Source organism: Acidovorax sp. LjRoot129 (genome assembly GCF_964253765.1).
In the GTDB taxonomy this organism is placed as follows: Bacteria; Pseudomonadota; Gammaproteobacteria; order Burkholderiales; family Burkholderiaceae_C; genus Acidovorax.
In genome coordinates this window covers 5,031,659-5,054,683 of sequence record NZ_CAXUSE020000001.1, presented here as the reverse complement: position 1 = coordinate 5,054,683, position 23,025 = coordinate 5,031,659, and the positions used below count along the sequence as shown (strand labels likewise).

Annotated in this window: 22 protein-coding genes; 11 read left to right on the top strand and 11 right to left on the bottom strand. The window is 64.3% G+C overall.

All coding sequences use genetic code 11. From position 1 onward, the window contains the following. Nucleotides 1-33: 33 nt before the first annotated feature. Nucleotides 34-411, bottom strand: a complete 378-nt coding sequence (locus tag ACSQ3Q_RS23135; protein ID WP_436136644.1) for a DUF4398 domain-containing protein — start codon at nucleotides 409-411, stop codon at nucleotides 34-36. A gap of 521 nt (nucleotides 412-932) precedes the next feature. Here ACSQ3Q_RS23135 and ACSQ3Q_RS23130 point away from each other — a divergent pair. Next, nucleotides 933-2,087 carry a mechanosensitive ion channel family protein gene (locus ACSQ3Q_RS23130; RefSeq protein ID WP_436136643.1) on the top strand — a complete coding sequence of 385 codons (1,155 nt, stop codon included), beginning with the start codon at nucleotides 933-935 and terminating at the stop codon, nucleotides 2,085-2,087. Between the two features lie 132 nt (nucleotides 2,088-2,219). On the opposite strand, the gene gap is transcribed toward ACSQ3Q_RS23130, so the two are convergent. From gap to tkt, 4 genes are all read right to left on the bottom strand, one after another. Then, nucleotides 2,220-3,218: a type I glyceraldehyde-3-phosphate dehydrogenase gene (gene gap, locus ACSQ3Q_RS23125; protein WP_436136642.1), complete on the bottom strand. Its 999-nt coding sequence runs from the start codon at nucleotides 3,216-3,218 to the stop codon at nucleotides 2,220-2,222. A gap of 43 nt (nucleotides 3,219-3,261) precedes the next feature. Further along, nucleotides 3,262-4,050, bottom strand: a complete 789-nt coding sequence (locus tag ACSQ3Q_RS23120; protein WP_436136641.1) for a hypothetical protein — start codon at nucleotides 4,048-4,050, stop codon at nucleotides 3,262-3,264. A gap of 17 nt (nucleotides 4,051-4,067) precedes the next feature. Further along, on the bottom strand, nucleotides 4,068-4,544 hold the full coding sequence (locus ACSQ3Q_RS23115; protein ID WP_436136640.1) for a hypothetical protein: 477 nt from the start codon (nucleotides 4,542-4,544) through the stop codon (nucleotides 4,068-4,070). Between the two features lie 356 nt (nucleotides 4,545-4,900). Continuing rightward, the gene (tkt, locus tag ACSQ3Q_RS23110; protein WP_436136639.1) at nucleotides 4,901-6,952 is read right to left on the bottom strand and encodes a transketolase; all 2,052 of its coding nucleotides are present in this window, start codon (nucleotides 6,950-6,952) and stop codon (nucleotides 4,901-4,903) included. Nucleotides 6,953-7,086: 134 nt separating this feature from the next. Here tkt and ACSQ3Q_RS23105 point away from each other — a divergent pair, with 134 nt between their 5' ends. Then, nucleotides 7,087-7,500 carry an S-adenosylmethionine decarboxylase family protein gene (locus ACSQ3Q_RS23105; RefSeq protein ID WP_436136638.1) on the top strand — a complete coding sequence of 138 codons (414 nt, stop codon included), beginning with the start codon at nucleotides 7,087-7,089 and terminating at the stop codon, nucleotides 7,498-7,500. Further along, complete coding sequence (locus ACSQ3Q_RS23100; protein ID WP_436136637.1) at nucleotides 7,497-8,279, top strand: nucleotidyltransferase family protein; 783 nt, start codon at nucleotides 7,497-7,499, stop codon at nucleotides 8,277-8,279. Before ACSQ3Q_RS23105 ends, ACSQ3Q_RS23100 begins: the two co-directional genes overlap by 4 nt. Nucleotides 8,280-8,313: 34 nt before the next feature. On the opposite strand, the gene ACSQ3Q_RS23095 is transcribed toward ACSQ3Q_RS23100, so the two are convergent. From ACSQ3Q_RS23095 to ACSQ3Q_RS23075, 5 genes are all read right to left on the bottom strand, one after another. Continuing rightward, the gene (locus ACSQ3Q_RS23095; RefSeq protein WP_436136636.1) at nucleotides 8,314-9,078 is read right to left on the bottom strand and encodes a hypothetical protein; all 765 of its coding nucleotides are present in this window, start codon (nucleotides 9,076-9,078) and stop codon (nucleotides 8,314-8,316) included. A gap of 169 nt (nucleotides 9,079-9,247) precedes the next feature. Continuing rightward, a complete protein-coding gene (locus ACSQ3Q_RS23090; RefSeq protein ID WP_436136635.1) occupies nucleotides 9,248-10,951 on the bottom strand; it encodes a flotillin family protein in 1,704 nt (567 codons plus the stop codon). A gap of 52 nt (nucleotides 10,952-11,003) precedes the next feature. Continuing rightward, nucleotides 11,004-11,636 (bottom strand): YqiJ family protein, encoded by a 633-nt coding sequence (locus ACSQ3Q_RS23085; protein ID WP_056170875.1) that lies wholly within the window; start codon nucleotides 11,634-11,636, stop codon nucleotides 11,004-11,006. Continuing rightward, nucleotides 11,633-12,304 carry a PspA/IM30 family protein gene (locus ACSQ3Q_RS23080; protein WP_436136634.1) on the bottom strand — a complete coding sequence of 224 codons (672 nt, stop codon included), beginning with the start codon at nucleotides 12,302-12,304 and terminating at the stop codon, nucleotides 11,633-11,635. Before ACSQ3Q_RS23080 ends, ACSQ3Q_RS23085 begins: the two co-directional genes overlap by 4 nt. A 1-nt stretch (nucleotide 12,305) precedes the next feature. Next, nucleotides 12,306-12,818: a hypothetical protein gene (locus tag ACSQ3Q_RS23075; RefSeq protein ID WP_056411365.1), complete on the bottom strand. Its 513-nt coding sequence runs from the start codon at nucleotides 12,816-12,818 to the stop codon at nucleotides 12,306-12,308. A gap of 148 nt (nucleotides 12,819-12,966) precedes the next feature. Between ACSQ3Q_RS23075 and ACSQ3Q_RS23070 the strand changes: the two genes are divergently transcribed. From ACSQ3Q_RS23070 to pyk, 3 genes are all read left to right on the top strand, one after another. Then, nucleotides 12,967-14,364: an aminopeptidase P N-terminal domain-containing protein gene (locus ACSQ3Q_RS23070; RefSeq protein WP_436136633.1), complete on the top strand. Its 1,398-nt coding sequence runs from the start codon at nucleotides 12,967-12,969 to the stop codon at nucleotides 14,362-14,364. Between the two features lie 20 nt (nucleotides 14,365-14,384). Next, entirely contained in the window at nucleotides 14,385-15,170 is a 786-nt protein-coding gene (locus ACSQ3Q_RS23065; protein ID WP_436136632.1) for a CPBP family intramembrane glutamic endopeptidase, read from the top strand. Nucleotides 15,171-15,412: 242 nt separating this feature from the next. After that, nucleotides 15,413-16,849: a pyruvate kinase gene (gene pyk, locus ACSQ3Q_RS23060; protein WP_436136631.1), complete on the top strand. Its 1,437-nt coding sequence runs from the start codon at nucleotides 15,413-15,415 to the stop codon at nucleotides 16,847-16,849. Between the two features lie 70 nt (nucleotides 16,850-16,919). Here the strand turns inward: pyk and ACSQ3Q_RS23055 are convergent, their stop codons facing one another. Then, nucleotides 16,920-17,645 (bottom strand): phosphatase PAP2 family protein, encoded by a 726-nt coding sequence (locus tag ACSQ3Q_RS23055; protein WP_436136630.1) that lies wholly within the window; start codon nucleotides 17,643-17,645, stop codon nucleotides 16,920-16,922. A 76-nt stretch (nucleotides 17,646-17,721) separates the two neighbouring features. Here ACSQ3Q_RS23055 and ACSQ3Q_RS23050 point away from each other — a divergent pair, with 76 nt between their 5' ends. The 5 genes from ACSQ3Q_RS23050 (at nucleotide 17,722) to ACSQ3Q_RS23030 (ending at nucleotide 23,006) form a co-directional block, all read left to right on the top strand. Beyond that, a complete protein-coding gene (locus tag ACSQ3Q_RS23050; protein WP_436136629.1) occupies nucleotides 17,722-18,426 on the top strand; it encodes a response regulator transcription factor in 705 nt (234 codons plus the stop codon). Beyond that, a complete protein-coding gene (locus ACSQ3Q_RS23045) occupies nucleotides 18,423-19,814 on the top strand; it encodes a histidine kinase dimerization/phospho-acceptor domain-containing protein (RefSeq protein ID WP_436136628.1) in 1,392 nt (463 codons plus the stop codon). The genes ACSQ3Q_RS23050 and ACSQ3Q_RS23045 overlap by 4 nt, the downstream gene beginning before the upstream one ends. 79 nt (nucleotides 19,815-19,893) lie before the next feature. Then, entirely contained in the window at nucleotides 19,894-20,958 is a 1,065-nt protein-coding gene (fba, locus tag ACSQ3Q_RS23040; protein ID WP_436136627.1) for a class II fructose-bisphosphate aldolase, read from the top strand. A 189-nt stretch (nucleotides 20,959-21,147) separates the two neighbouring features. Continuing rightward, nucleotides 21,148-22,263: a Re/Si-specific NAD(P)(+) transhydrogenase subunit alpha gene (locus ACSQ3Q_RS23035; protein WP_436136626.1), complete on the top strand. Its 1,116-nt coding sequence runs from the start codon at nucleotides 21,148-21,150 to the stop codon at nucleotides 22,261-22,263. Next, a complete protein-coding gene (locus ACSQ3Q_RS23030; RefSeq protein WP_436136625.1) occupies nucleotides 22,260-23,006 on the top strand; it encodes a hypothetical protein in 747 nt (248 codons plus the stop codon). Before ACSQ3Q_RS23035 ends, ACSQ3Q_RS23030 begins: the two co-directional genes overlap by 4 nt. The last annotated feature ends 19 nt before the right edge of the window (nucleotides 23,007-23,025 follow it).

Below are 23,025 nucleotides of genomic sequence, written 5' to 3'. Positions count from 1 at the left end.
GCGGTCGGCGGATGGGCGCAGCGAGGCGCGGCCTCAGCGGGGTGACCGGCGGTTGATTTCTTCTTGCAGCGCGCGAATGCTGTCTTGCACCTGCGCGAGATTGCTGGCGTTGCGGGCCGCATCGGCGCGGGTCTCGGCCACGCGTGCGTCAACTTCGGCTTCGGCGGCCAAGCGGCGGGCTGTCTTGTAGTCCCCTTGTGCCATGGCGCGCTCGGCCTGGATCAGTTTTTCCTGCGCGCGTTGCAGGTCCACGGGTGCGCTGGCGGCCACGGTCGGGGTCGCTGCCACACGGCTCACCGTGGTGCGGGTGACGGCCATCTGCTCAGTGGGCGCGGGTGTGGAAGAACAGGCAGCGAGTGCGCCAAGAGCCAGCGCCGCGGCGGAGATTCGGAAAAGTGCGGTTGAGGGCATGGTGGTGTGAACTCCTCTAAATTGAAGCGGGTGTCGTGGCAGCGACGGGCGCGGAACGCGCAGTGCAGTGCTGCCACGGAGTCGGCCGGGGCTTTGCCCAGCGTGGGGTCGATGTTGGGTGCAGCCGCAGGGCCGGGGCGTAGGCTCGACCTCTGTATCCGTGTGGGCCGGGTCTTACGAACACTTGCAATTGCTGCGCAGCACTGCGGTCGCAGGAGCGAAACAGTGGAGCGCTGCGGCCAAGTCCTACGGGTGTGCGAAGGGCCCTATGGCAATCTGCGAACCTTGCGGCAGCGCAGTGCCCCGGGGCGCAGCCGTGGTGAACCACTCGCAGGACGTGCGTGCAGCAAGAGCCTCCAATCCGAGGCCGCACTGTCCAGGGCAGCTGCCCGGGGCCACGGACACCCGCTTGGGCATCTGCTCGCCCCACTGGCGGCGCTCCGCTCTTGTCTGCCAGTACGCGACGCATTAGTCGTCGCGATGCAAAACCCCTTTCATACCTACCGAGGAGCAGTTCCAGCATGCAGGATTCCCTATTCATGGTTTGGGTTCAGGAGACCACCTTCATCGGCATTCCCTTGTGGAGCTTGCTGATAGCACTGGCCGCTGCCGTGGCCACGTATGTCGGGATCCGGGTGGTGTTGCGGGTGCTCAGGCACCGCACCAAGGCGTGGGCTGCACAGTCCGACAGTGCCATGGCCCATGCCGCAGCAGAGGTGCTGGCGGGCACCAGCCGCCTGCTGGTGTTGCTCGTGGCTTTGCTGGTCGGTGCCAACCTGCTGGACCTGCCCGGCCGGTGGGAGAGCCGGCTCAGCCAGTTGTGGTTCGTCGCCGTGGCCCTGCAGATGGGGCTGTGGGGCATGCGGGCCATTGGGATGGGCGTGCGGCGCTATGTGGAGCGGCATTCATCGTCGGGCATGACGCAGGTCTCGGCGTCGGCCACGCTGCTGTCGTGGGGGCTGCGCACGCTGCTGTGGAGCATTGTGGTGCTGGCCATCTTGTCCAACGTGGGCGTGAACATCACCGCGTTCATCGCGAGCCTCGGGGTGGGCGGCATCGCCGTGGCGCTGGCGGTGCAGAACATTCTGGGTGACCTGTTCGCCTCGCTCGCCATCGCGGTGGACAAGCCCTTTGAAGTGGGCGACTTCATTGTCGTGGGCAGCGTCTCGGGCACGGTGCAGGTCATCGGGCTCAAGACCACGCGCGTGCGCAGTCTGCAAGGCGAGCAGATCGTGATGTCCAACACCGACCTTCTCAAGCAGACCATCAGCAACTACCGCATGCTGGAGACCCGCCGCATCGTGTTCAACTTTGGCGTGTCGTACGACACCACGCCCGAGCAGGCCGAGGCGATCCCCGGCGTAGTGCGCAAACTCGTCGAAGCCCACCCGCAACTGCGTTTTGACCGCGCGCACTTCAAGGCGTTTGGCGCAAGTTCACTCGACTACGAGGTGGTCTACATCGTGACTGACCCGGCGTTCAACCTGTACATGGATCTACAGCAGTCGCTGAACCTCGGCCTGATGCGCGAGTTCAAGGCCATGGGGGTGGAGTTTGCGTTTCCGACCAGCACGGTTCACATCGCGAGCGCGCCACCGCAAACACCCGCCATGGCGCCGCTCGCTGCTGCAGTTGCTGCTGCCGCAGCAATGAGTTCGCCAGCGGCGGCACGCTGAACAGAGGCCGTAGCCGCTGTCGGCGTGATAGAACAAAAAAAAGCCGGCGGCCTTTGCAGGCGACCGGCTTGAACAGGGTAGTTGCTTCTAGCGCTTCTTCATTTTCAACGGTGATGCTTGCGTGTGGCTCGCTTACTTGGAAACCACTCGGACCATTTCCAGGCACTTGTTCGAGTAACCCCACTCATTGTCGTACCAGCTCACGACCTTCACGAAAGTGCCGTCGAGCGCGATGCCGGCGTCGGCATCAAAAATCGAGGTGCGGGTATCGCCACGGAAGTCGGTGGCCACCACCTTGTCTTCGGTGTAGCCCAGCACGCCCTTCAGCGCGCCTTCGGACTGCGCCTTCATCTCGGCCTTGATTTCTTCGTACGTGGCGGCGTTTTCCAGTTCCACGGTCAGGTCGACCACCGACACGTCGGAGGTCGGCACGCGGAACGACATGCCGGTCAGCTTCTTGTTCAGCGCAGGGATCACCACGCCCACGGCCTTGGCAGCGCCAGTGCTCGAAGGAATGATGTTTTCCAGGATGCCGCGGCCGCCGCGCCAGTCCTTGTTGGACGGGCCGTCCACGGTCTTTTGCGTGGCGGTGGCTGCGTGCACCGTGGTCATCAGGCCGCGCTTGATGCCCCACTTGTCGTTGAGCACCTTGGCCACGGGGGCCAGGCAGTTGGTGGTGCACGATGCGTTGGACACGATGGCCTGGCCGGCGTAGGTGTCGTGGTTCACGCCGAACACGAACATGGGCGTGTCGTCCTTCGACGGAGCCGACAGGATGACCTTCTTGGCGCCGGCATCGATGTGCTTTTGTGCGGTGACCTTGTCCAGGAATAGCCCGGTGGATTCGATCACCACGTCGGCGCCGACCTCGTTCCACTTGAGGTTGGCAGGATCGCGCTCTTGCGTCAGGCGGATCTTCTTGCCGTTGACAATCAGGGTATTGCCCTCGACCGACACAGTGCCCTGGAAGCGCCCGTGCACCGAGTCGTACTGAAGCATGTACGCCAGGTAGTCAGGCTCCAGCAGGTCGTTGATGCCCACGACTTCGATGTCGCTGAAGTTCTGGACGGCGGAGCGCAGCACGTTGCGGCCGATGCGGCCAAAGCCGTTAATACCAATTTTGATCGTCATATAGCTTCCTTAATAATGAAACGCGTCGAATGATAATCTAAACCTAGGAACTGCCCAGTATGTTGTTTACAAACAGCTCCCCTTTCTTTGCTGGTAAAATGCTATTCAAAAAATCGGGGGGGCGTGGAACAATCCCTCTACATTCGTCGATGCACTTCTTGTCTTCCGTGGCGCATTTCGTTGGATTGAACAGCGGTTGAAAACCCCTGTTCTTGTTGCTCCCAACAGGACCATTTCGATCCCAAATTGCAAAGGCTGCGGCCTGTGATACGGGCTTTGCCATTGCCAAAACTTCAGCCTTGGTGACGGTGCCAACCGCGATATGAAATCCGATCAGGTTGGAAACGAGATCTTCTTGACTAAAACCGCTGTCAGTAAGGAATTTTGGAAATAGATCTTGATGCTCTTCAAATTCCAAGCTTACTTCCATGAATATGGCGAGTGCAACTGATTTCCTTTCTTTGACAGTCAAATTGTGGCGAACTATATATTCGCGCCGTATGCCCGTCGAGAGCTTCATTTTGAACGCAAACTGCTCTTGCTTATGCGTAATTTTGAACCCGGTTGTTTTTTTATCAGCAAAAGTAGCTGCGGGAAATTCCTTCGTTCTGGACGGCATTGTGCAGATCTGCTTATGAGCTCCATTGCAGTGTCTAACATCAGGTCCGCCAGCACTTATCTCTCTCCACAATGTCGCAGCCCCGGTATGCGCCCTCGTAGAGTTAGGATTCATATGTCCCAGATCAAGCCATCCAAGATTGCATGTGTAAATAAGGCCAAAATCTTTGCTGATGGCATCCGATCCATCTAAAATATGTTCGCGTAGACTCATATTGCCAACTCAATTAATCAATTATTTTCAACAAAGTCAATGGTAACGTTTTTGCATCCAACTTTTGTGTCGATGAAAACTTTAACAGAAACAAATGATTCGTTTTTGCAGTTAAAATCTAGCAATAACTTTGAGTTGGAGGCGGTTTTGGGGTTTGCCGATTTGCAAATTTGCTTGCTAAATACTGTTTCATAAAAATCAGATATTTGAGCGATTGATGAGGTACTGCCGAATTCAATTGAGCTGAATGGAACGCCTTCGCCATCGCGGCCTTTCCATTGGTACTTTGGCTTTTCGCATTCGCCTATCAATTCAACGGAATTTAAATGGTTGGGTGCTGCAAAGTAAAAGGTCAGTGAATTGCGTTCAATACCGCTAACCTCGAAAGTCGACCAAGCTAAAACGAAAAAAAGAGCGTAACCAAAAATGCCCCCAATTACGCTAAAAGAAAATATCTTGGCTATTTTCCGTTGGGTTGTGCTAAGTGATTCCATGTAGGTCGTATCTGAAGACCGGTCAAGATCGATTTTGTCGTTCGAATGAACGGTAGAGGGATCAACTTGGAAGCTTGAAAGAGCTTTTTGTGAGCGCAAATGCGCTAACTGTCGAGCGAGGGGCAGGTGTTCAGCGCAAAAATACGCTAACCCTTTTGGACGCGACAGCGCATCTTACGGTTTGTAGTCCGCAAAGATGATCCACTCACCTCGATTTTGAGCAGTGACTGCTTCGTGTCACTGCCGCAAAACCAGCACCCCGCTGTTTTCGCAAGCGGGCGACTCGCAATTCATCGAGTAAAACTGTTTGCATTCGTGGCGTAACGTTAGAGCATATATTCCTGGCCGCTTCTGACTTAGCGCTCTAGCACGGCCAGCACGGTCGCTGCCACGTTCTCTTCGGTGAAGCCGAAGTGCTTGAACAGCACCGGCGCGGGAGCGGACTCACCGTAGGTGTCAATGCCGACCACAGCGGCGCAGCCGTATTTCCACCAGCCGTCGGTCACGCCCATTTCCACGGCCACGCGGGGCACACCGGCCGGCAGCACCCTGCTCTTGTACTTGGCGTCTTCGCGGTCGAACGTGGTGTTGCTCGGCATGGAGACCACGCGCACAGCCACTTTCTTGTCGGCCAGCAGGCGCTGAGCCTTCAGGGCCAGTTGCACTTCGGAGCCAGTGGCAATGATCACGGCCACGGCCTTCTTGTTCAGGCCCACGTCGGCGGGCTCGGACAGCACGTACGCGCCGCGGCTGATGTCGCCCAGGTCGCGCTTGGGCGCGTAGGGCAGGTTCTGGCGCGAGAGCAGCAGCGCGGTGGGCTTGTCCTTGTTGGAAAGGGCAACGCTCCATGCCACGGCGGTTTCGGCGGTGTCGCCGGGGCGCCACACATCGAGGTTGGGGATCAGGCGCAGGCTGGCGGCGTGCTCGATGGACTGGTGGGTGGGGCCGTCTTCGCCCAGGCCGATGGAGTCGTGCGTGAACACGTGGATCACGCGCTGCTTCATCAGCGCGGCCATGCGGATGGCGTTGCGGCTGTAGTCGCTGAAGGTCAAGAACGTGCCACCGTAAGGGATGAATCCACCGTGCAGCGCGATGCCGTTCATGATCGCGGCCATGCCGAATTCGCGCACGCCGTAGTTGATGTGGCGGCCACCGATTTTTTGGCCGCCTTCGACTTCGGTCTGCACCACGTGGCCCTGCATGTCAAAGCGCAGGTTGGGCGTGCTCTTGGTGTTGGTGAGGTTGGAGCCCGTCAGGTCGGCGCTGCCACCCAGCAGCTCAGGCAAGGCGGCCGTAAAGGCTTCCAGCGCCAGCTGGCTGGCCTTGCGGCTGGCCACGGTTTCGCCCTTGGTGTGGGCGGCGACCACGGTGTCCACCGCCACTTGCGCGAAGTTGGCGGGCAGGTCGCCGTGCATGCGGCGCGTCAGTTCGGCGGCCAGCTCCGGGAAGGCGGTGCGGTAGGCCGCAAAACGCTCGTTCCACTCGGCTTCCGCGCTCTGGCCGTTGGCCTTGCCGTCCCAGCCGGCGTACACGTCGTCAGGGACCACGAAGGGCTCGCTCGACCAGCCCAGGGCTTCGCGCGTGAGCTTGATTTCCTCGGCGCCCAGCGGCTCGCCGTGGGCCTTGGCCGTGTTGGCGCGGTTGGGGCTGCCCTTGCCGATGTGCGTCTTGCACACGATGAGGGTGGGGCGCTCGGTCTGCTTCTTGGCTTCTGCAATCGCGGCGGCCACCTTGTCGGCGTCGTGGCCGTCGATGGGGCCGATCACGTTCCAGCCGCTGGCCACAAAGCGCAGAGGGGTGTTGTCGGCAAACCAGGGGGCGACCTGGCCGTCGATGCTGATGCCGTTGTCGTCGTACAGGGCGATCAGCTTGTTGAGCTTCCAGGCGCCGGCCAGGGACACGGCTTCGTGGCTGATGCCTTCCATCAGGCAGCCGTCGCCCAGGAAGACGTAGGTGTTGTGGTCCACCACCGCGTGGCCTTCGCGGTTGAACTCGCTGGCCAGCAGCTTCTCAGCCAGCGCAAAACCGACAGCGTTGGTGATGCCCTGGCCGAGCGGGCCGGTGGTGGTTTCCACGCCAGCCGTGTAACCCACTTCAGGATGGCCGGGTGTCTTGCTGTGCAGCTGGCGGAAGTTCTTGAGTTCGCTGATCGGCAGGTCGTAGCCGGTCAGGTGCAGCAGCGCGTACAGCAGCATCGAGCCGTGGCCGTTAGAGAGCACAAAACGGTCGCGGTCAAACCACTGGGGGTTGGTGGGGTTGTGCTTGAGGTGACGGCCCCACAGCGCGACGGCCATGTCGGCCATGCCCATGGGGGCGCCGGGGTGGCCGGAGTTGGCTTGTTGAACGGCGTCCATGGCCAATGCGCGGATCGCATTTGCCATCTGTTGGGATTGCTGGGTGTTGGCCATGGGGGGAGGGTTCGGGGGTGGGAGGTTCAGGGGAAACCCGGCATTTTACCGAGGTGGCTCCCCCCCGCCAGATCCGGGCCCCGGCGGCGCGCGGATAGGCGGGCCCGTAGCGGCGATGCACTACAGTGCGGCCCATGCAAGGATTGCACCTCACCGCCGACCTCCACGGCTGCCGTTGCGCCCCCGAATGGCTGCTGGATTCCGCCGCGCTCGGCAAGGCCTGCGCGCACGCCGTGCGCGCAGCGGGCCTCCAGGCAGTAGGCCAGTTGTTCCATGGTTTCCCTGCCACAGCGCAGGGCCCTGGCGGGGTGACAGCTACGATTTTGCTAGCGGAGTCGCATCTGTGCGTACACACCTGGCCTGAGCAGCGGGCCGTCACGCTCGACGTCTACGTGTGCAATTTTGGCGCCGACCATTCGGGCAAAGCGCAGGCACTGCTCGACGCGCTGCTGGCCTTGTTTGAGCCCACCACCGTACAACGCCACGCGCTGCAGCGTGGGGCCGTGCCGCACGCCGTGTCAGTGACTGTGCATGAGGTTGGGGCATGAGCGCCGCTGAGGCCGTAGGTGCGTTTGATATCGGTGGACAAGTCCCCGCACTGCTGCTGGCCGCCGGCCGCGGCGAACGCATGCGCCCCCTGACCGACACCATGCCCAAGCCCCTGCTGCAGGTCCAGGGCCAGCCCCTGCTGCAGTGGCACCTGCAGGCGCTGCACAGCGCGGGTGTCGAGCAGGTGGTGATCAACACCGCGTGGCTCGGAGCGCAGATCAGCGAGCATTTTTCAAGTCTTTTTGGCCTCCAGCGCTTGACTGATAAGGGTGGGCAGCTATCAATTTCATACTCGCACGAGGGTGTGGATTTTGGTGGCGCGCTGGAGACCGCGGGCGGAATTGCCCGCGCGTTGCCGCAGTTGGGCCCCATCTTCTGGCTTGCCGCCGGCGATGTATTTGCCCCTGACTTCGTGTTCGAGCGCGCCGCGGTGCAGGCCTTTGCCGCCAGCGACCGCCTGGCCCACCTGTGGCTGGTGCCCAACCCCGCGCACAACGCCAAAGGCGATTTCGGCCTGTCGGCGGACGGTCTGGCACTCAACTTGGCGCCGGGCGACCCTGCGCCGCGCTACACCTACAGCACCATCGCCCTGCTGCGGGCTGAGCTGTTTGCGCCGCCCTGGTGCGACATACCGGCCGGCAACCCGATGGGCGCCAAGGCCGCGCTGGCGCCCTTGCTTCGCCGCGCGATGGACCAGGGCCGTGTCAGCGCCGCGTTGTACACGGGCCGCTGGACCGATGTCGGCACGCCCGAGCGCCTGGCCGAACTCAATCGCTGAACCCACCGAGAGCGCTGCGCAACGCAGCACCGCGTCAGGGCGCCTTCGTAGCCGCAGCCGCGCCGGCAAACGCGGGCTGCACCACGATGGGTGGACCGTTCTCACACCCGCGGAACAACCACTGACTGGGCAGGAAGCGCGCCTGCGGCCCGTCGGGCGCGGGCTTGCCCAGTTCGGCCTGCACGTCGTAGGGGATGTGTGGCACCTGGAACAGGGCGAGCTGCCCCTTTTTGCACGCCAAGGCCGGCACCACCTTGTTCGGCACCCAGGTCTGGCTCGCGTTGTCGAAACGGTACAGCGGCCCCACCCGCTGGTCCTCGGCCAGCTCCAGCCGCAGCGGCGAAACCTGCAATGCGCTCGCCCAGACGTTCGCCACCTGCACCGGTTGCTCGAAGCGCACCGCTTCCAATCCATGCAGCGCCAGCGCCCGACCTGGCTCGCCCTTGTCAAAGGGATCGTTGCGGTTGATGAAGCTCCCTGCAGGGATCACCAGCTCGCCGTACTGGAAGTCCTGCGGCAGCACAAACCGTTCCCTGCTGGCCCGGACCACCGCGCCATCCTGCCGCGCCGCCTTGGCGCTGTGCGACAGATAGAGCCGCAGGCCCAGCAATGCATTGCACGCCACCGCTACACCACACGCCGCCAGAAGCGCCCGGCGTGTGAGCAGCCACTTCTGCGGGATGTCGACCCAGCGCACATACATGGCGTAGATCAGCAGTGCACTCGTCAGCAGCACGCCGAACACGGGCAACAAGGTGGCCACGATGAAGTGCAGCAGGGTGGTGAGGGGTTGGAGCATGGAGTGCACAAAAGGGGCAGAGCGCTCAAAAAGCGCGAGACGATGGCAGGGGGCAATGTGCAAGTCTGCCACGTGCCGCAGAGCGTTTCAGCGCCGAGCAAATCGACGCGGCATGGCAGTCATGCCGCGGATGGAGCGGCGCGACTGCGGATGTCCGCTGGCCGCCTGCTTAGCCGTCCGACCGCGCAGTGGCCTGTTCTACCGGAGCCGCACGATTGCCCAGCATTCCTGCCAGGCTCTGCGCCATGCCGGTGATGCCTTCGTTGGACAAGCCTGCGTCCTTCATCACCGCATCCACGATGGGCTTGGCGATCTGGTATTGCAGGGCCGAGTTCATGACCTGCTCCGGGAAGGTGCCCTGCGCCCCGGTGCCGACTGCCGCTGAGCCCTGGCTGCCGGGCATGCCGCCCACTTGCACGATGCGGATCGAGTCGATCTTCTCCATGGGGCGCACGGCCTGCTCGATGATCTGGGGTAGTTGCTGCAGCAGCAGGCTACGCACCTGCAGGTCCACCTGCGCTGCAGACAAAGTGTTGAGCGCTTCGTTCAGTGCGCGCTTGCCCTCGGCTTCGGCCAGGGCCGCTGCCTGGCGGGCGCGGGCTTCGATGGTGATGGCTTCGGCGCGGTCCATCGCGGCTTCTTTTTCGGCCGACGCTGACACCCTTACCGCAATGGCGTTCTGCTCGGCGTCTTTCGACGCCTCGATCAGCTGGATGCTTTTGTCGCGCTCCGCCACGGCCACCTGGCGTGCGGTGTTCACGGCTTCTTCTGCCTTCACGGCCTCGGCGCGCGCCAGGTTGGCGGCGGCGTCCGCATCCGACTGTTCGCGCGACTTGGTGGCAATGGCGATCTGCGTGTCCTGGCGGGCAATTTCCACCTGCTTGCGCTGCTCGGCGCGCTTGGTCTCGGTGTGGCGCTCCAGTTCGATTTCGCGGGTCTGGATGACCAGGTTCTTCTCGATCTCGGCGGCCTTGATCTCGCGCTCGGCCTCGATGCGCTTTTGGCTCACCTGGCGCTCGGCTTCGATCTTGGCGGCCTCGGCCTCGCGGCTGCGCTCGGCCTGTTGCGTGGCAATGAGGGCGGCCTGCTCGGCGCGGGAGTTTTCGATCTCGCGCTTTTGCGACAGCGACGCGAACTCCTGGTCCTTCTCGATGGTGAGCTTCTGGCGGGTGGCTTCCAGGTCCTTGGTGCGCACTTGCACCTCGGTGTCCTGCTCCACGTCGTTGCGCTGCTTGCGGCGTGCCTCGGTCTGCTCGGTCAGGCGCGTCAGGCCCTCGGCGTCGAAGGCGTTGTTGGGGTTGAAGAACTGCTTTTCGGTCTGGTCCAGGCTGGTCAGCGAGACGGATTCAAGCTCCAGGCCGTTCTTCTCCAGGTCTTCGGCCACGGCGTTCTGCACGGCCTGCACGAAGTCGCGGCGCTTGTCCTGCAGCTCCTGGATGGTCATGGTGGCGGCGGTGGCGCGCAGCGAGTCGACGAACTTGTCTTCCACCAGCGCCTTGAGTTCCTCGGGGCTCATGGTGCGGGCGCCCAGCGTCTGGGCGGCGATGCTCACGGCCTCTTCGGTCTGCTTGACGCGCACGAAGAAGGCGGCAGTCACGTCCACGCGCATGCGGTCCTTGGTAATCAGGCTTTCCTTGGCGCGGCGCACCACTTCGAGCTTCAGGGTGTTCATGTTCACCAGCACCCGCTCGTGGAACACCGGCAGCAGGATGGCGCCGCCGTCCATGATGACCTTCTGGCCGCCCAGGCCCGTGCGCACGAAGGCAGTCTCTTTGGTGGAGCGCTTGTACAGGCGCGAAAACACGATGCCAATAGTTAGCAGGGCCAGCAGGGCAATGCCTGCGATGGTGCCCATTTCGATCAGGTTGGTCATTCCTAGGTTCTCCCTCTTTGGTTGTCTGTTGGATTTGGGTGTTTCGGCGGGTCTACATCAGCGCGGGATGCGGGTTGGCGATGCAGCGGTAGAAGGCGCCCACCTTGCGCACGATGAGGATCTGCGCGCCTTCGTCGAAGACCTCGTCATCCACATCGGGCTCCACCATCAGGTAGTGGGTGCGGCCATGCGTGTCGCGCACGCGGGCCTGCGCGGCCAGGCCCCGGCGCGCGGCTCCGGCGGAGACGACGCCCGGGCGGCCGATGAGCGACATCTCGCTCACGGCCGAGGTCTCGTCGCGCGGGATGATGTGGGCGATGAGCGCGCCCAGGCTGCGCACCGTGGCCATGCCCGGGGCCACGGCCGCAAGGCCTGCGACCCACACCGGCAGGTAAAAGCCCAGCAGGCCGTGCGCGACCTTCTGCAGGCTGTAGCCGAACACGGCATAGCCCGCGAGGAATAGCACCATCAGCACCAGCGAAGGCACCTTGCCCAGGTGCAGCCAGCCCAGCACCCGGTCTAGGCCGCTTTCTCCGTGCACGTCGGGCAGCAGGTCGTCGATCCAGTTGCTGGGGCTCAGCGAAATCAGCATGCCCAGGCCCTCGATCAGCGCAATGCCGACGATGAGCGCAAAGGCCACGCCAAAGGGCCAGGTCTCCGGGGCGGTGAACAGGCCGACGATCACGGCTTGATGGCCCTCAGTTGCGCCATGCGCTCGGCGATCTTGTTGTCGCGCACGAGGTCATCGAGCTCCTTGAGCTTGGCCGCCTGGTCGAGCGTGTTGCTGCGATCCGTGCCCGACAGACCGGTCTGGCGGGCGTAGACGCGGTCGAACGCGCCAGCCACCGCCTCCATGCGCTGCGCCGGGTTGGCACCGCCAGGCTGCGCAGCGGCAGACGGCACGGCGCTAGCGCGGCTCTTGCGGAAGGCTTCGAGCGCTTCCGTCATCTCGCGCTGCTTGGCCAGCAGCGCGGCCACGTAGCCGGTGAGCTCGCTCTCCTGCCGCGCAAGTTCTGCCAGCGTGGTCTCCAGCACCGGGATCTGCGCTTCGATGTCGAGCTGGCGGGCCACCGCAGCTCGCGCCAGGTCCTCGCGGCCGGCGGCCAGGGCCTGCTCGATCTGCTCGCCGAGTTTGCCGTGCTGGCCGTTGAGGTTGGCGTGCTGCTGCTGGGCCAGGTGCCGGTTGGCGCTGGCCAAGCCCAGTTCGTGGCGAACCTCGCCGATGACGGCATCGGCCTCGCGCAGCGACTGCTCCATCACGGGCACGGGGGCCTGGTTCTCCAGGTGGTCCACCAGCGCGTGGACGCTGCCGGTGATCACGCGTCCAACGCGGGTCTTCAGTGAATCTGCCATCTCAAGCTCCTTTTGAAACAGGGGGGTGAATGGTGTGGGCCAGCTCCAGCGTCGCGGCCGCATGCCGCTGCACGACGGCCGGATCGTAGGCGCTGGCCTGGCTCGTGGTCGCCTGGCGCAGCAGCATCTCACTGAGCGCGAAGCCCCGGCGCACCAGCAGGTCTTCCAGCCGGGCGGCCTCCTGCTCAGAGGCCGGGGCGTTGCTCACGATGATCGCCAGGCAGGTGGTCACATGGTCCAGCATGGCGTTCAGAACATCGGAATGCCGCCCCGTCTGGCCTTCGGTGCGCACCAGCGATTCGCGTAGCCGCCCCGTGATGTCCCGGGCCCAAGCATGGGCGGCGACATAGTCCAGCGCACCGTCGTGGTGGCGCTTGAGCTGGCCCAGCAGCACGCGCAGCTTGTCGCTATTGGTGGTGGCTCCCTCCACCTGAAGCTGGGCCAGCCACAAGTAGAGGTCGCTCGGTATCCGGGCGGAGAGGGGCTCCATCGTGGTGGTGGGGGTGGCGGACATGGGTGAACCTCAGGCAGTGTTGAATGCGATGGTATTCATTTGAATTCATTTGTCAACGGCCATGCGGTGCCGAGGGATTTTTGGAATTGTTGGATCGTTGGATGTCACTCCCCCGCGTTCGGCCATGGTTTCGCGATAAAAATAGCGGATGAGCTCAACGTCCTCGCATTCCATCTACGCCCAGCGCCGCGCGCACCTTGCTGCCCAGTTGGGCGCCGGGGGCATAGCGATCATCCCCACCGCCCTGGAGCGCCCGCGCAATCGGGATACGGACTTTCTGTTCCGCCACGACAGCTACTTTTATTACCTGACGGGTTTCACGGAGCCTGGCGCCTGCCTGGTGCTGACCCATGACGGTGGCAGCACGCTGTTTTGCCAACCCAAGGATCTGGAGCGCGAGATCTGGGACGGCTACCGCCTGGGGCCTGCCGCTGCACCGGGCGCGCTGGGCGTGGGCGCTGCCCATTCCATGGCCGAGCTGGACACCAAACTGCCCCGGCTGCTGGAGAACCGCAATTGCGTCTGGTACCCGTTTGCCATCCACAGCGGCCTGGCGGCGCGGGTGGAAGGCTGGCTCAACGCGGTGCGGGCGCGTGTGCGCTACGGCGCGTTGTGCCCGGCCGAGCAGAACGATGTCTGCACGCTGCTCGATGAGATGCGCCTCATCAAGGATGCGCACGAGCAGGACATCATGCGGCGCGCCAGCGACATCAGTGCCAAGGCGCACATCCGCGCCATGCAGCGCTCGGCCCGCATGTTGCGCGCAGGCGAGGACGTGCGTGAGTACCACCTGGACGCGGAGTTGCTGCATGCCTTCCGCGAAGCCGGCTCGCAGTACCCCGCCTACACGTCCATCGTGGCCGCAGGGGCCAATGCCTGTGTGCTGCATTACCGCGCGGATGCCGCCCCGGTACGTGACGGCGAGCTGGTGCTCATCGACGCAGGCTGCGAGCTCGACAGCTACGCCAGCGACATCACCCGCACCTTTCCGGCCAATGGCCGCTTCACCGGACCCCAGCGTGCGCTGTACGACTTGGTGCTGGCCAGCCAGGACGCTGCAGTGGCTGCCACCCAGGCCGGCGCGCGCTTCAACGACCCACACGACGCTACCGTGGCGGTGCTTGCCCAAGGCATGCTGGACCTGGGCCTGCTCGATAAAAACAAAGTGGGTACGGCGCAGGACGTGATCGACAAGCGTGCTTACTTCCAGTTCTATATGCACCGCACCGGTCACTGGCTGGGCATGGACGTGCACGACTGCGGCAGCTACGTGGAGCCCGGCGAAGTGGGCCAGGTGAGCGAGCGCAAGGATCCGCTCTCGGGCGAGACCATCACCAACCGGCCCAGCCGCGTGCTGCGCCCGGGCATGGTGCTCACCATCGAACCGGGCATCTATGTGCGGCCAGCAGAGGGCGTGCCCGAGCAGTTCCATGGCATCGGCATCCGCATCGAGGACGATGCCATCGTCACGGACACGGGCTGCGAACTGATCACCCGTGGTGTGCCGGTCAAGGCGGATGAGATCGAAGCGCTGATGCGTGGTTGAGGCAGCACCCGGAGTCAACCATGAGTGCTGACATTGCAGTGTTGCCGTCCGTGTCCACCCCGACATCGCGCGCGCTGAAGTGGCGCATCGGTTCTGCGCTGTGGCTGCTGGGCATGCCTGGTGTAGTGGCTGTGGTCTGGGCCTTGGTGCCGCCGCTGGCCGCACACCAGGCGCTGCTGCCACTGCCGCTGTGGGCGACGGTGCTGCTCAGCGGTCTGCAGACGGCAGTGCTGCTGGGACTGTGTGTGGCGCTCGGCGTCGCGCTGGCTCCCCGCGTGGGATTGGCAGCGCCTGCGGTATCGGCGTGGCTTCAGGGCCAGCCCGTGGCGCCTGTTTTGCGGCGCCAATGGATTCCCGGATTGCTGGGCGGACTCGCGGGTGCAGTGTGGCTGTGGGGGTTGTCGCTGGTCGCCCCCGATGTGCTGCGCCCGTCGGATCCGGCGGGTGCCGCGACCCTCTGGGTCAAGCTGCTCTATGGTGGGCTGACTGAGGAATTGATGGTGCGCTGGGGCGTTATGAGCTTGCTGTTGTGGCTGGGCTGGCGCTTGGCGCAGCGCGGGCGAGGCGCACCGGGCAGTGCCGTCACGGCGATGGCAATAGTGGGCAGTGCGCTGCTGTTTGCCCTCGGGCATTTGCCGGCAGCCCAGGCCATATCGGGGGCGCTAACACCCTCGGTGGTGGTCTTCGTGCTGGTAGGCAACACCGCGTTCGGCTTGGTGGCGGGCTGGCTGTACGCGCGGCGCGGACTTGAGGCTGCCATCCTGGCACACGTGCTGACGCACGCGTTGTCGCACCCATTCGTTTGATCACGGCGGGCCGCATAGCGCTAAGCGTGGCAGGCCTGCCGGTGGCGCGGCGGATGCCAGAGCAGCCACCCTGGATTGATTGCTTTTTAAAACTGAGCACTCTCTCCGACGAACACGAGATGGTTCGCCTTTTTTCGTAGGCGGCCCGCCGTGGCGGTACAGCAGAGCAACTGGTAATCGGCCTGTAACCGCTTCGTGTGAGAATTGAAACTCGATTACATATCTAAAGAAAGAGACAAGCCATGCCTACCCGCCGCGCCACGAAGATTGTTGCCACCCTTGGCCCCGCATCGAGCGACCCGGCGCTGCTGGAGGCCATGATCCGCGCGGGCGTCAACGTGGTGCGGCTGAACTTCAGCCACGGCAAGGCGCAGGACCACATCGACCGCGCAGCTTCCGTGCGCGCCGCGGCCCAGCGTGCAGGCCGCGAGGTGGCCATCATGGCCGACCTGCAGGGCCCCAAGATCCGCGTGGGCAAGTTCGCTGAGGGCAAGGTGCAACTGGAGCACGGCGCCAAGTTTGTGCTGGATGCCTCGCGCACCGAACTGGGCGATATCGACGGCGTGGGCCTGGACTACAAGGAACTGCCGCGCGACGTGAAGGCCGGCGACCTGTTGCTGCTCAACGATGGCCTCATTGTGTTGACCGTCGATGCCGTGCGCGGCGAGGAAGTGCACACCACCGTGAAGGTCGGCGGCGAGCTGTCCAACAACAAGGGCATCAACAAGAAGGGCGGGGGGCTCACGGCGCCTGCGCTGACGGCCAAGGACATGGAAGACATCCGCACGGCGATGAGCTTCCAGGCCGACTATGTGGCGGTGAGCTTTCCCAAGAATGCCACAGACATGGAAATGGCGCGCCAGCTGTGCAATGTGGCCGCGTCGGAGTACCGGCACAAGCCGGGCTTGATCGCGAAGATCGAGCGGGCCGAGGCCATCCCGCACCTGGAAGCCATCCTGCGCGTGAGCGACGGCATCATGGTTGCACGTGGCGACTTGGCCGTGGAAGTGGGTAACGCAGCGGTGCCTGCGCTGCAAAAGAAGATGATCCGCATGGCGCGCGTGCAGGACAAGGTGGTGATCACGGCCACGCAGATGATGGAAAGCATGATCACCAACCCCGTGCCCACCCGCGCCGAGGTGAGCGACGTGGCCAACGCTGTGCTCGACGGCACCGACGCGGTGATGCTGAGCGCCGAGACTGCTGCCGGCCGCTATCCGCTGGAAACGGTGGAAGAAATGGCCACCATCTGCGCGGCCGCAGAAGCCGCCGAAGACCATCAACTCGACGCCGATTTCACCGGCCAGACCTTTGGCCGGATCGACCAGTCCATCGCCATGGGCGCGCTGTTCACGGCCCACCACCTGGGCGCCAAGGCTATTGTGGCGATGACGGACAGCGGCGCGACGGCGCTGTGGATGAGCCGGCACAGCATCGACATTCCGATCTACGCGCTCACGCCCAAGGTGGCGACGCAGCGCAAGATGGCCATGTACCGCAACGTGCGCCCCTTGCTCATGGACACCAGCGCAGACCGCGACACGGCGCTGGAGCAGGCTGAGCGGCATCTCAAGACCCGCAACATCGTGCAAAAGGGCGACGTTTACGCCATCACCTGCGGAGAGCCCATGGGGGCACCCGGAGGCACCAACATGCTGAAGATTTGCGTCGCTAGCTGAACGAGCCCCGAGGGGGAAAAGGCGGAGCGGGCCGACTGACAGGTGAGTTTGCCCCTGGCAGGTATTGGTTTCAGGACAGAGGCTCGCCCGCCCCGAGTGTGAGATGCGGGCGCAGCACGGTGGCCGCGATATCGCAGGCCCCACCGGTGGCCCAGCACAGCCAGCCGGTCCAGAGTGTGTGGCTCATGAAGTGAGCCCCCCGCATTTGCTGCGCAACGCCGAGGACAAGGCCCGCCACCACAGCGCCGCCCAGCCACCACCGCGCTGCACGGGGGGCAGTGCGGCGCAGTGCAAAGTACCCCCCGACAAATGCAAAGCCCGCCGATGCGTGACCGGCAGGGAAGCAGCGGCCGCTTCCGCCGTCCACCGTGCCCAGCGCCCAGTGCGAGATGTGGCGCGCCACGCCGCCAAACTCCGCCAAGTCCCAAGGGCAGCTGGTCGCGCTCAGGTTTTTGGTCAGGCTGACCACAGCTAGCGCCAGCAGTGCGCTGGCCGCAAGCTGCAGGCGCCCTACCACGTCCAGATCCCGCAGCACTCCATGCGGCCACCACACGCCGAGCGTGAGCGCAAGCACCAGCAACCAGGCCAGGTAGCGTCCACCTTCGTGCATGACCTGGACCAGGAGCCAATGGTCGCGCAGGGGAAAACCTGCGGCCGATCCAAACAATTGGGCTGCCGCCAGGTCCAGCCCGGCCGCGTCCCATAACACCACACAGGCCAGCGCCCCCAGTGTCCAGAAGCAGATCTTGCGGTACTGCGAGCGCGCAGATGTACGACTTGGGGCGGTGGAATGCATGCGTGGACCGTAAGGGGACGCACTTAACGCGGTCTTAATAAGCGGCTAAGTGGCACGGTCGGGCGACAATGTCCGCATGCGAATCCTCGTGGTGGAAGACGATGTGGGCATTGCCAGTGGCCTGCGAACCAACCTGCAGCAGCGCGGCTATGCCGTGGATGTGTGCGACTCTGTCGCCAGTGCCTGGAGCGCCCTGCGTGCAGAGCGTTTTGATGCGGTGTTGCTCGACTTGGGGCTTGCTGACGGGGACGGCGGCGAGTTGTTGCGGCGCCTGCGACTTAGCCCGGCGGCCGAAAACGCCGCCGCCGAAGCGTTGCCCGATCCCTCGACCCCCGTGCTCATCGTCACCGCCCGCGACCAGGTGCACGAGCGCATCGCAGGGCTGGACCAGGGGGCTGACGACTATCTCGCCAAGCCGTTTGACGTGGACGAACTCGACGCGCGTTTGCGTGCGCTGCTGCGCCGCGCGGTGGGCCGGGCGTCGCCCACCATCCGCTATGGCGATGTCGAAGTAGACCCCGCTGCCCGCACGGTGCGCCTGCAGGGCCGGCCTGTCGAGATGTCGCCCCGGGAGTTTTCGGTGTTGCTGGTGCTGCTGCAGGCGCGGGGCCGTGTGCTGTCGCGCCCGCAGATTGAGGAACGCCTGTACAGCTGGGACGCGGCCATCGAAAGCAATGCGGTGGAGGTCCACATTCACCATCTGCGCCGCAAGCTGGGCAGCGCGTGCATACAGACCATGCGGGGCGTGGGCTACTTCATGCCGCAGGACGTGGCCCCATGAGCGGCGCCCAGCCTGCCGGCGTGCCACCCCGTGGCCGCAGAGGGTCGCTGACCCGGCAACTGCTGCTGTGGTCGCTGGGCGCGCTGGGCCTGGTGTGGGTCAGCTTTGTGGTCATCGGCTATCAGACGGGTGTGCACGAGGCCGATGAGCTGACCGACGGCCATCTGGCCAGCGTGGCGGCGTTGCTGCTCAACCTGCGCGCGGTAGAGGCCGCGCCACAGGCGCTCACCACCCAGCGTGTGCCTACTCCTTGGCTCAAGTCGCACGACTACCAGCAGTCACTGAGCGTGATGCAGTGGGACGCAGAGGGCCAGCTTGTGCACCACACGGGTACAGCGCCGCTGCCGCCGTTCAGCAGTGCCGACGGGTTTGCCAACGTAACCTTGGGCCCCGAGGCCACGGTGTGGCGCAGCTTCTCGCAGTGGGATGTAGCCCGCACCCGCAGGATCACTGTGCTGCTGGAGCTGCGCGAGCGCGACGAGCTCGCTCAGGACATTGCCGAGCAGATGATCGAGCCCGGCTTGTGGCTGTTGCCTGTCGTGTCACTGGCGCTGGGGCTGGCGCTTTGGCGCGGGTTGCGGCCCTTGTATGCACTGTCGGCCGATGTGGCCGCGCTGGAGCCCACGAGCACCGAGCGCTTGGCATCGCGCCACGCGTGGAGCGAGTTCGAGTCGGTGGTGGCGTCCATCAATACCCTGCTCGACCGTCAGCAGGCTGCGCTGGTGCGCGAGCGCCGCCTGGCCAATGAGGTCGCCCACGAGCTGCGCACACCGCTGTCATCCATCGCCCTGCAGGCGAAGGCATTGGGGGGTGAAATGGAACCACCAGCCAGACAGCAAGCCGTAGCGCGCATTGGCGAGGATGCGCTGCGGGCGGGCCATGTGCTCGACCAGCTGTTATCCCTGGCGCGGGCCAGCAGGGCGGAGTTGCAGGAGGCCAAGGTACCCGTCGATCTGGTCGCGCTGGCCCGCGCCGTATGCGCCGACTATGCCCAGGCAGCCTGGCAACGGGGCAGCGAGATCGCGTTGCTGGCCCCGGAGGCGCTGGTGGTGCCCGGCCACGCCGTATTGCTGGAGATGGCGCTGCGCAACCTGATCGAAAACGCACTCAAGCACACCCCCGAAGGCACGGCCGTCGCGGTGCAATTGGGGGGCACGGAAGCATCCGGGGCCTGGCTGCAGGTTTGCGACGACGGGGCGAGACTGGTGGGCGGCAGCGGCGCGGGCAAGGCGGGGCGGTCCAAGGATGGGCTGCATCTGGGGCACGAAATCCTGCGCCGGGTGGCCGATATCCACGGCGGCAGGTTTGGCCCGACCTCCTCCCCGGCGCCTTGGACCACCTGCTACCGGCTGGATTTGCCTGCGGGCGCTGTCACGGCCGCCGGTTAAAATTGCGAGTTACCAAGCGGTTACCACCGCCAGCCAGGCTGACAGCGCCTTCCTTCCACTCTCAACGGACACCACGACCATGCCCCTCGTTTCGATGCGCGAACTGCTCGACCATGCCGCCGCCCACAGCTACGGCATCCCTGCCTTCAACGTCAACAACCTGGAACAGGTCCAGGCCGTGATGGCCGCCGCCGATGAAGTGGGCGCACCGGTCATCCTGCAAGCCAGCGCCGGTGCGCGCAAGTACGCGGGCGAGCCGTTCATCAAGCACCTGATTCAGGCGGCGGTCGAAGCCTTCCCGCACATCCCGCTTGTGATGCACCAGGACCACGGCACCTCGCCCAAGATCTGCGCGGGCGCCATCGACCTGGGCTTCGGTTCCGTGATGATGGACGGCTCGCTGATGGAAGACGGCAAGACGCCTTCGTCCTTCGAATACAACGTGGAAGTGACCCGCAAGGTCGTGGAGATGGCCCACAAGGTCGGCGTGACGGTGGAGGGCGAGCTGGGCTGCCTGGGCAACCTCGAAACCGGTGAAGCCGGCGAGGAAGACGGCATCGGCGCCGACGTGAAGCTCGACCACAGCCAGATGCTGACCGACCCCGAAGAGGCCGCCACTTTCGTCAAGGCCACCCAGCTCGATGCCCTGGCGATTGCCATCGGCACCAGCCACGGCGCCTACAAGTTCAGCCGCAAGCCCACGGGCGACATCCTCGCCATCAGCCGCGTGAAGGAAATCCATCAGCGCATTCCCAACACCCACCTGGTGATGCACGGGTCGTCGTCGGTACCTGCCGAGCTGCTGGCCATCATCAACCAGTACGGCGGCAAGATGAAGGAAACCTACGGCGTGCCGGTCGAGGAGATCCAGGAAGCCATCAAGTTCGGCGTGCGCAAGATCAACATCGACACCGACATCCGCCTGGCCATGACCGGTGCGGTGCGCAAATTCCTGGCCGAGAACCCCGACAAGTTCGACGCGCGCGAATGGCTCAAGCCCGCACGCGAAGCTGCCAAGGCCGTGTGCAAGCAACGTTACCTCGAGTTCGGCTGCGAAGGCCAGGGCGCCAAGATCAAAGGCCACAGCCTGCAGGACGTGGCCCGGCAGTACGCGGCGGGCACGCTGGCCCAGGTGGTGCACTGAGCGGCCAGGCTGCGCCTGTTGATGCAAGCCCGGCTGTGCAATGCGCGCCGGGCTTTTTTTGCGGGCCGAGATTCATTTCCAACCTGGGGAGTTCCCTCTACATCAGACAAAGGCGACAGTCATGAGAAATTCTTCATGTAAGCTCGCGGTCAGTAAGTAATTCCACTGACCCCCTCCCGAGGAGATGACATGCTGATTGGTGTGCCTGCGGAATCGATGGCAGGAGAGACCCGGGTCTCCGTGACGCCCGAGACGGTCAAGAAGCTGAAGGCGCAGGGCCACACCCTGCGCATCGAGTCAGGCGCAGGTGTTGCCGCCAGCGTGACCGATGCCGCCTACGAGGCGGCCGGCGCCGAGATTTCCGATGCTTCTGGCGCCTGGGGTGCCGATCTGGTGCTCAAGGTCCGTTGCCCTTCGGAGGCGGAAGCCCCGCGCTTGCGCGGAGGGTCCACGGTGGTGGGCATGCTCAACCCCTTTGACGCCGTGGGCCTGCAGCGGCTGGCCACGGCCGGCGTCACGGCCTATGCGCTGGAAGCCGCCCCCCGCACCACGCGCGCCCAAAGCATGGACGTGTTGTCTTCGCAAGCCAACATCGCGGGTTACAAGGCCGTGATGATTGCGGCAGACCGCTACCAGCGCTTCTTCCCCATGCTCATGACCGCAGCCGGAACCGTCAAGGCCGCGCGCGTGGTGATCCTGGGGGTGGGTGTCGCGGGTCTGCAGGCCATCGCCACGGCCAAGCGCCTGGGCGCGGTGATCGAGGCCTCAGACGTTCGCCCCAGCGTCAAGGAGCAGGTCGAATCGCTGGGCGGCAAGTTCATCGACGTGCCGTACGAAACGCAGGAAGAAAAAGACGCCGCCGAAGGCGTGGGCGGGTACGCCCGCCCCATGCCGCAAAGCTGGCTGGACCGTCAGAAGGCAGAAGTTGCCAAGCGCGTGGCCCAGGCTGACGTAGTCATCACCACCGCGCTGATCCCCGGCCGTGCTGCGCCAGTGCTCGTGACCGAGGACATGGTCAAGTCGATGAAGGCCGGGTCCGTCATCGTTGATATCGCCGCCCCGCAAGGGGGCAACTGCCCGCTCACCGAAGCGGGCCAAACAGTCGTCAAGCACGGCGTGACGCTGGTCGGGGAAACCAACCTGCCCGCGCTGGTCGCGGCCGATGCGTCGTCGCTGTATGCGCGCAACGTGCTCGACTTTCTCAAACTTATCATCAATAAGGAAGGTGCCCTGCACATGGACCTGCAGGACGACATCGTTGCCGCCTGCCTCATGGCGCACGAGGGCACGGTAAAGCGCGCATGAGTCTGCTGAAGAATTTGCAAAAGATGTTGTCTGCCAAAGAGCGCCATGCTGCATGGCTGCTGGCCGCCTGTGGCGTATTCGCCGTCAGCGGCTGCGCGCCCATTCCGGCGGGCCCCGCCGAGTACAGCGCCGGCCGCACGCGGGTGGTGCTGCCCTCTGTGGCGTGGGAGGACCTGGGCGCAACGAACGAAGCTTTCCCTCTGCACCCACTGCCTGGGGCCTTTCCACTGCAGACGCGCGCTGTGGCACTGCGCGGCGACAAGCGCGAATTGCTGGCAGTGATGCTGGTGCAGACCAACCGCACGGACATTCCGCGCGACCCCACGCTCTGGACGGGCAGCTGCCCTCTTCAGCAAGGTATGACGGTGGAAGACACCACGGCGGGCAGCCCGGTACGCATCGACTGCCTGCGATTCAAACGCTGGGCCAACAACGCCGACTGGATGGAGAAAAACCATCCCGGCGTGGTGCGCTGGATGGCGGAGCACAAGGCAACGCTGCAGCAGCCTTATTCGCACCTGAACTATCGCTTTGCGACGCAAGGCGGCTCGTACGTCGAGGTCAACGCCATGGTCGACCAGCGCCTGCTGCGGCCCAAGACCAGCAACAACGAGGAGTTTCTGCGTGCAGGCTACCCCGCTCAGGAGTGGAGCCACAAGGTGGCTGAGGCGGCCCGGCTGAGCACCGGCATGGTCGACGGCTTCTTTGCTGTTCCGCCATTTCCTTTCGCCGTGCCGAACTGATCCGAGCCACACCGTCCCG

Bases quoted from the DNA above. Each gene is read 5' to 3' on its own strand.
- ACSQ3Q_RS23135 (WP_436136644.1), bottom strand. From the start codon at position 411: ATGCCCTCAACCGCACTTTTCCGAATCTCCGCCGCGGCGCTGGCTCTT.
- ACSQ3Q_RS23130 (WP_436136643.1), top strand. From the start codon at position 933: ATGCAGGATTCCCTATTCATGGTTTGGGTTCAGGAGACCACCTTCATC.
- gap (WP_436136642.1), bottom strand. From the start codon at position 3,218: ATGACGATCAAAATTGGTATTAACGGCTTTGGCCGCATCGGCCGCAAC.
- ACSQ3Q_RS23120 (WP_436136641.1), bottom strand. From the start codon at position 4,050: ATGAGTCTACGCGAACATATTTTAGATGGATCGGATGCCATCAGCAAA.
- ACSQ3Q_RS23115 (WP_436136640.1), bottom strand. From the start codon at position 4,544: ATGGAATCACTTAGCACAACCCAACGGAAAATAGCCAAGATATTTTCT.
- tkt (WP_436136639.1), bottom strand. From the start codon at position 6,952: ATGGCCAACACCCAGCAATCCCAACAGATGGCAAATGCGATCCGCGCA.
- ACSQ3Q_RS23105 (WP_436136638.1), top strand. From the start codon at position 7,087: ATGCAAGGATTGCACCTCACCGCCGACCTCCACGGCTGCCGTTGCGCC.
- ACSQ3Q_RS23100 (WP_436136637.1), top strand. From the start codon at position 7,497: ATGAGCGCCGCTGAGGCCGTAGGTGCGTTTGATATCGGTGGACAAGTC.
- ACSQ3Q_RS23095 (WP_436136636.1), bottom strand. From the start codon at position 9,078: ATGCTCCAACCCCTCACCACCCTGCTGCACTTCATCGTGGCCACCTTG.
- ACSQ3Q_RS23090 (WP_436136635.1), bottom strand. From the start codon at position 10,951: ATGACCAACCTGATCGAAATGGGCACCATCGCAGGCATTGCCCTGCTG.
- ACSQ3Q_RS23080 (WP_436136634.1), bottom strand. From the start codon at position 12,304: ATGGCAGATTCACTGAAGACCCGCGTTGGACGCGTGATCACCGGCAGC.
- ACSQ3Q_RS23075 (WP_056411365.1), bottom strand. From the start codon at position 12,818: ATGTCCGCCACCCCCACCACCACGATGGAGCCCCTCTCCGCCCGGATA.
- ACSQ3Q_RS23070 (WP_436136633.1), top strand. From the start codon at position 12,967: ATGAGCTCAACGTCCTCGCATTCCATCTACGCCCAGCGCCGCGCGCAC.
- ACSQ3Q_RS23065 (WP_436136632.1), top strand. From the start codon at position 14,385: ATGAGTGCTGACATTGCAGTGTTGCCGTCCGTGTCCACCCCGACATCG.
- pyk (WP_436136631.1), top strand. From the start codon at position 15,413: ATGCCTACCCGCCGCGCCACGAAGATTGTTGCCACCCTTGGCCCCGCA.
- ACSQ3Q_RS23055 (WP_436136630.1), bottom strand. From the start codon at position 17,645: ATGCATTCCACCGCCCCAAGTCGTACATCTGCGCGCTCGCAGTACCGC.
- ACSQ3Q_RS23050 (WP_436136629.1), top strand. From the start codon at position 17,722: ATGCGAATCCTCGTGGTGGAAGACGATGTGGGCATTGCCAGTGGCCTG.
- ACSQ3Q_RS23045 (WP_436136628.1), top strand. From the start codon at position 18,423: ATGAGCGGCGCCCAGCCTGCCGGCGTGCCACCCCGTGGCCGCAGAGGG.
- fba (WP_436136627.1), top strand. From the start codon at position 19,894: ATGCCCCTCGTTTCGATGCGCGAACTGCTCGACCATGCCGCCGCCCAC.
- ACSQ3Q_RS23035 (WP_436136626.1), top strand. From the start codon at position 21,148: ATGCTGATTGGTGTGCCTGCGGAATCGATGGCAGGAGAGACCCGGGTC.
- ACSQ3Q_RS23030 (WP_436136625.1), top strand. From the start codon at position 22,260: ATGAGTCTGCTGAAGAATTTGCAAAAGATGTTGTCTGCCAAAGAGCGC.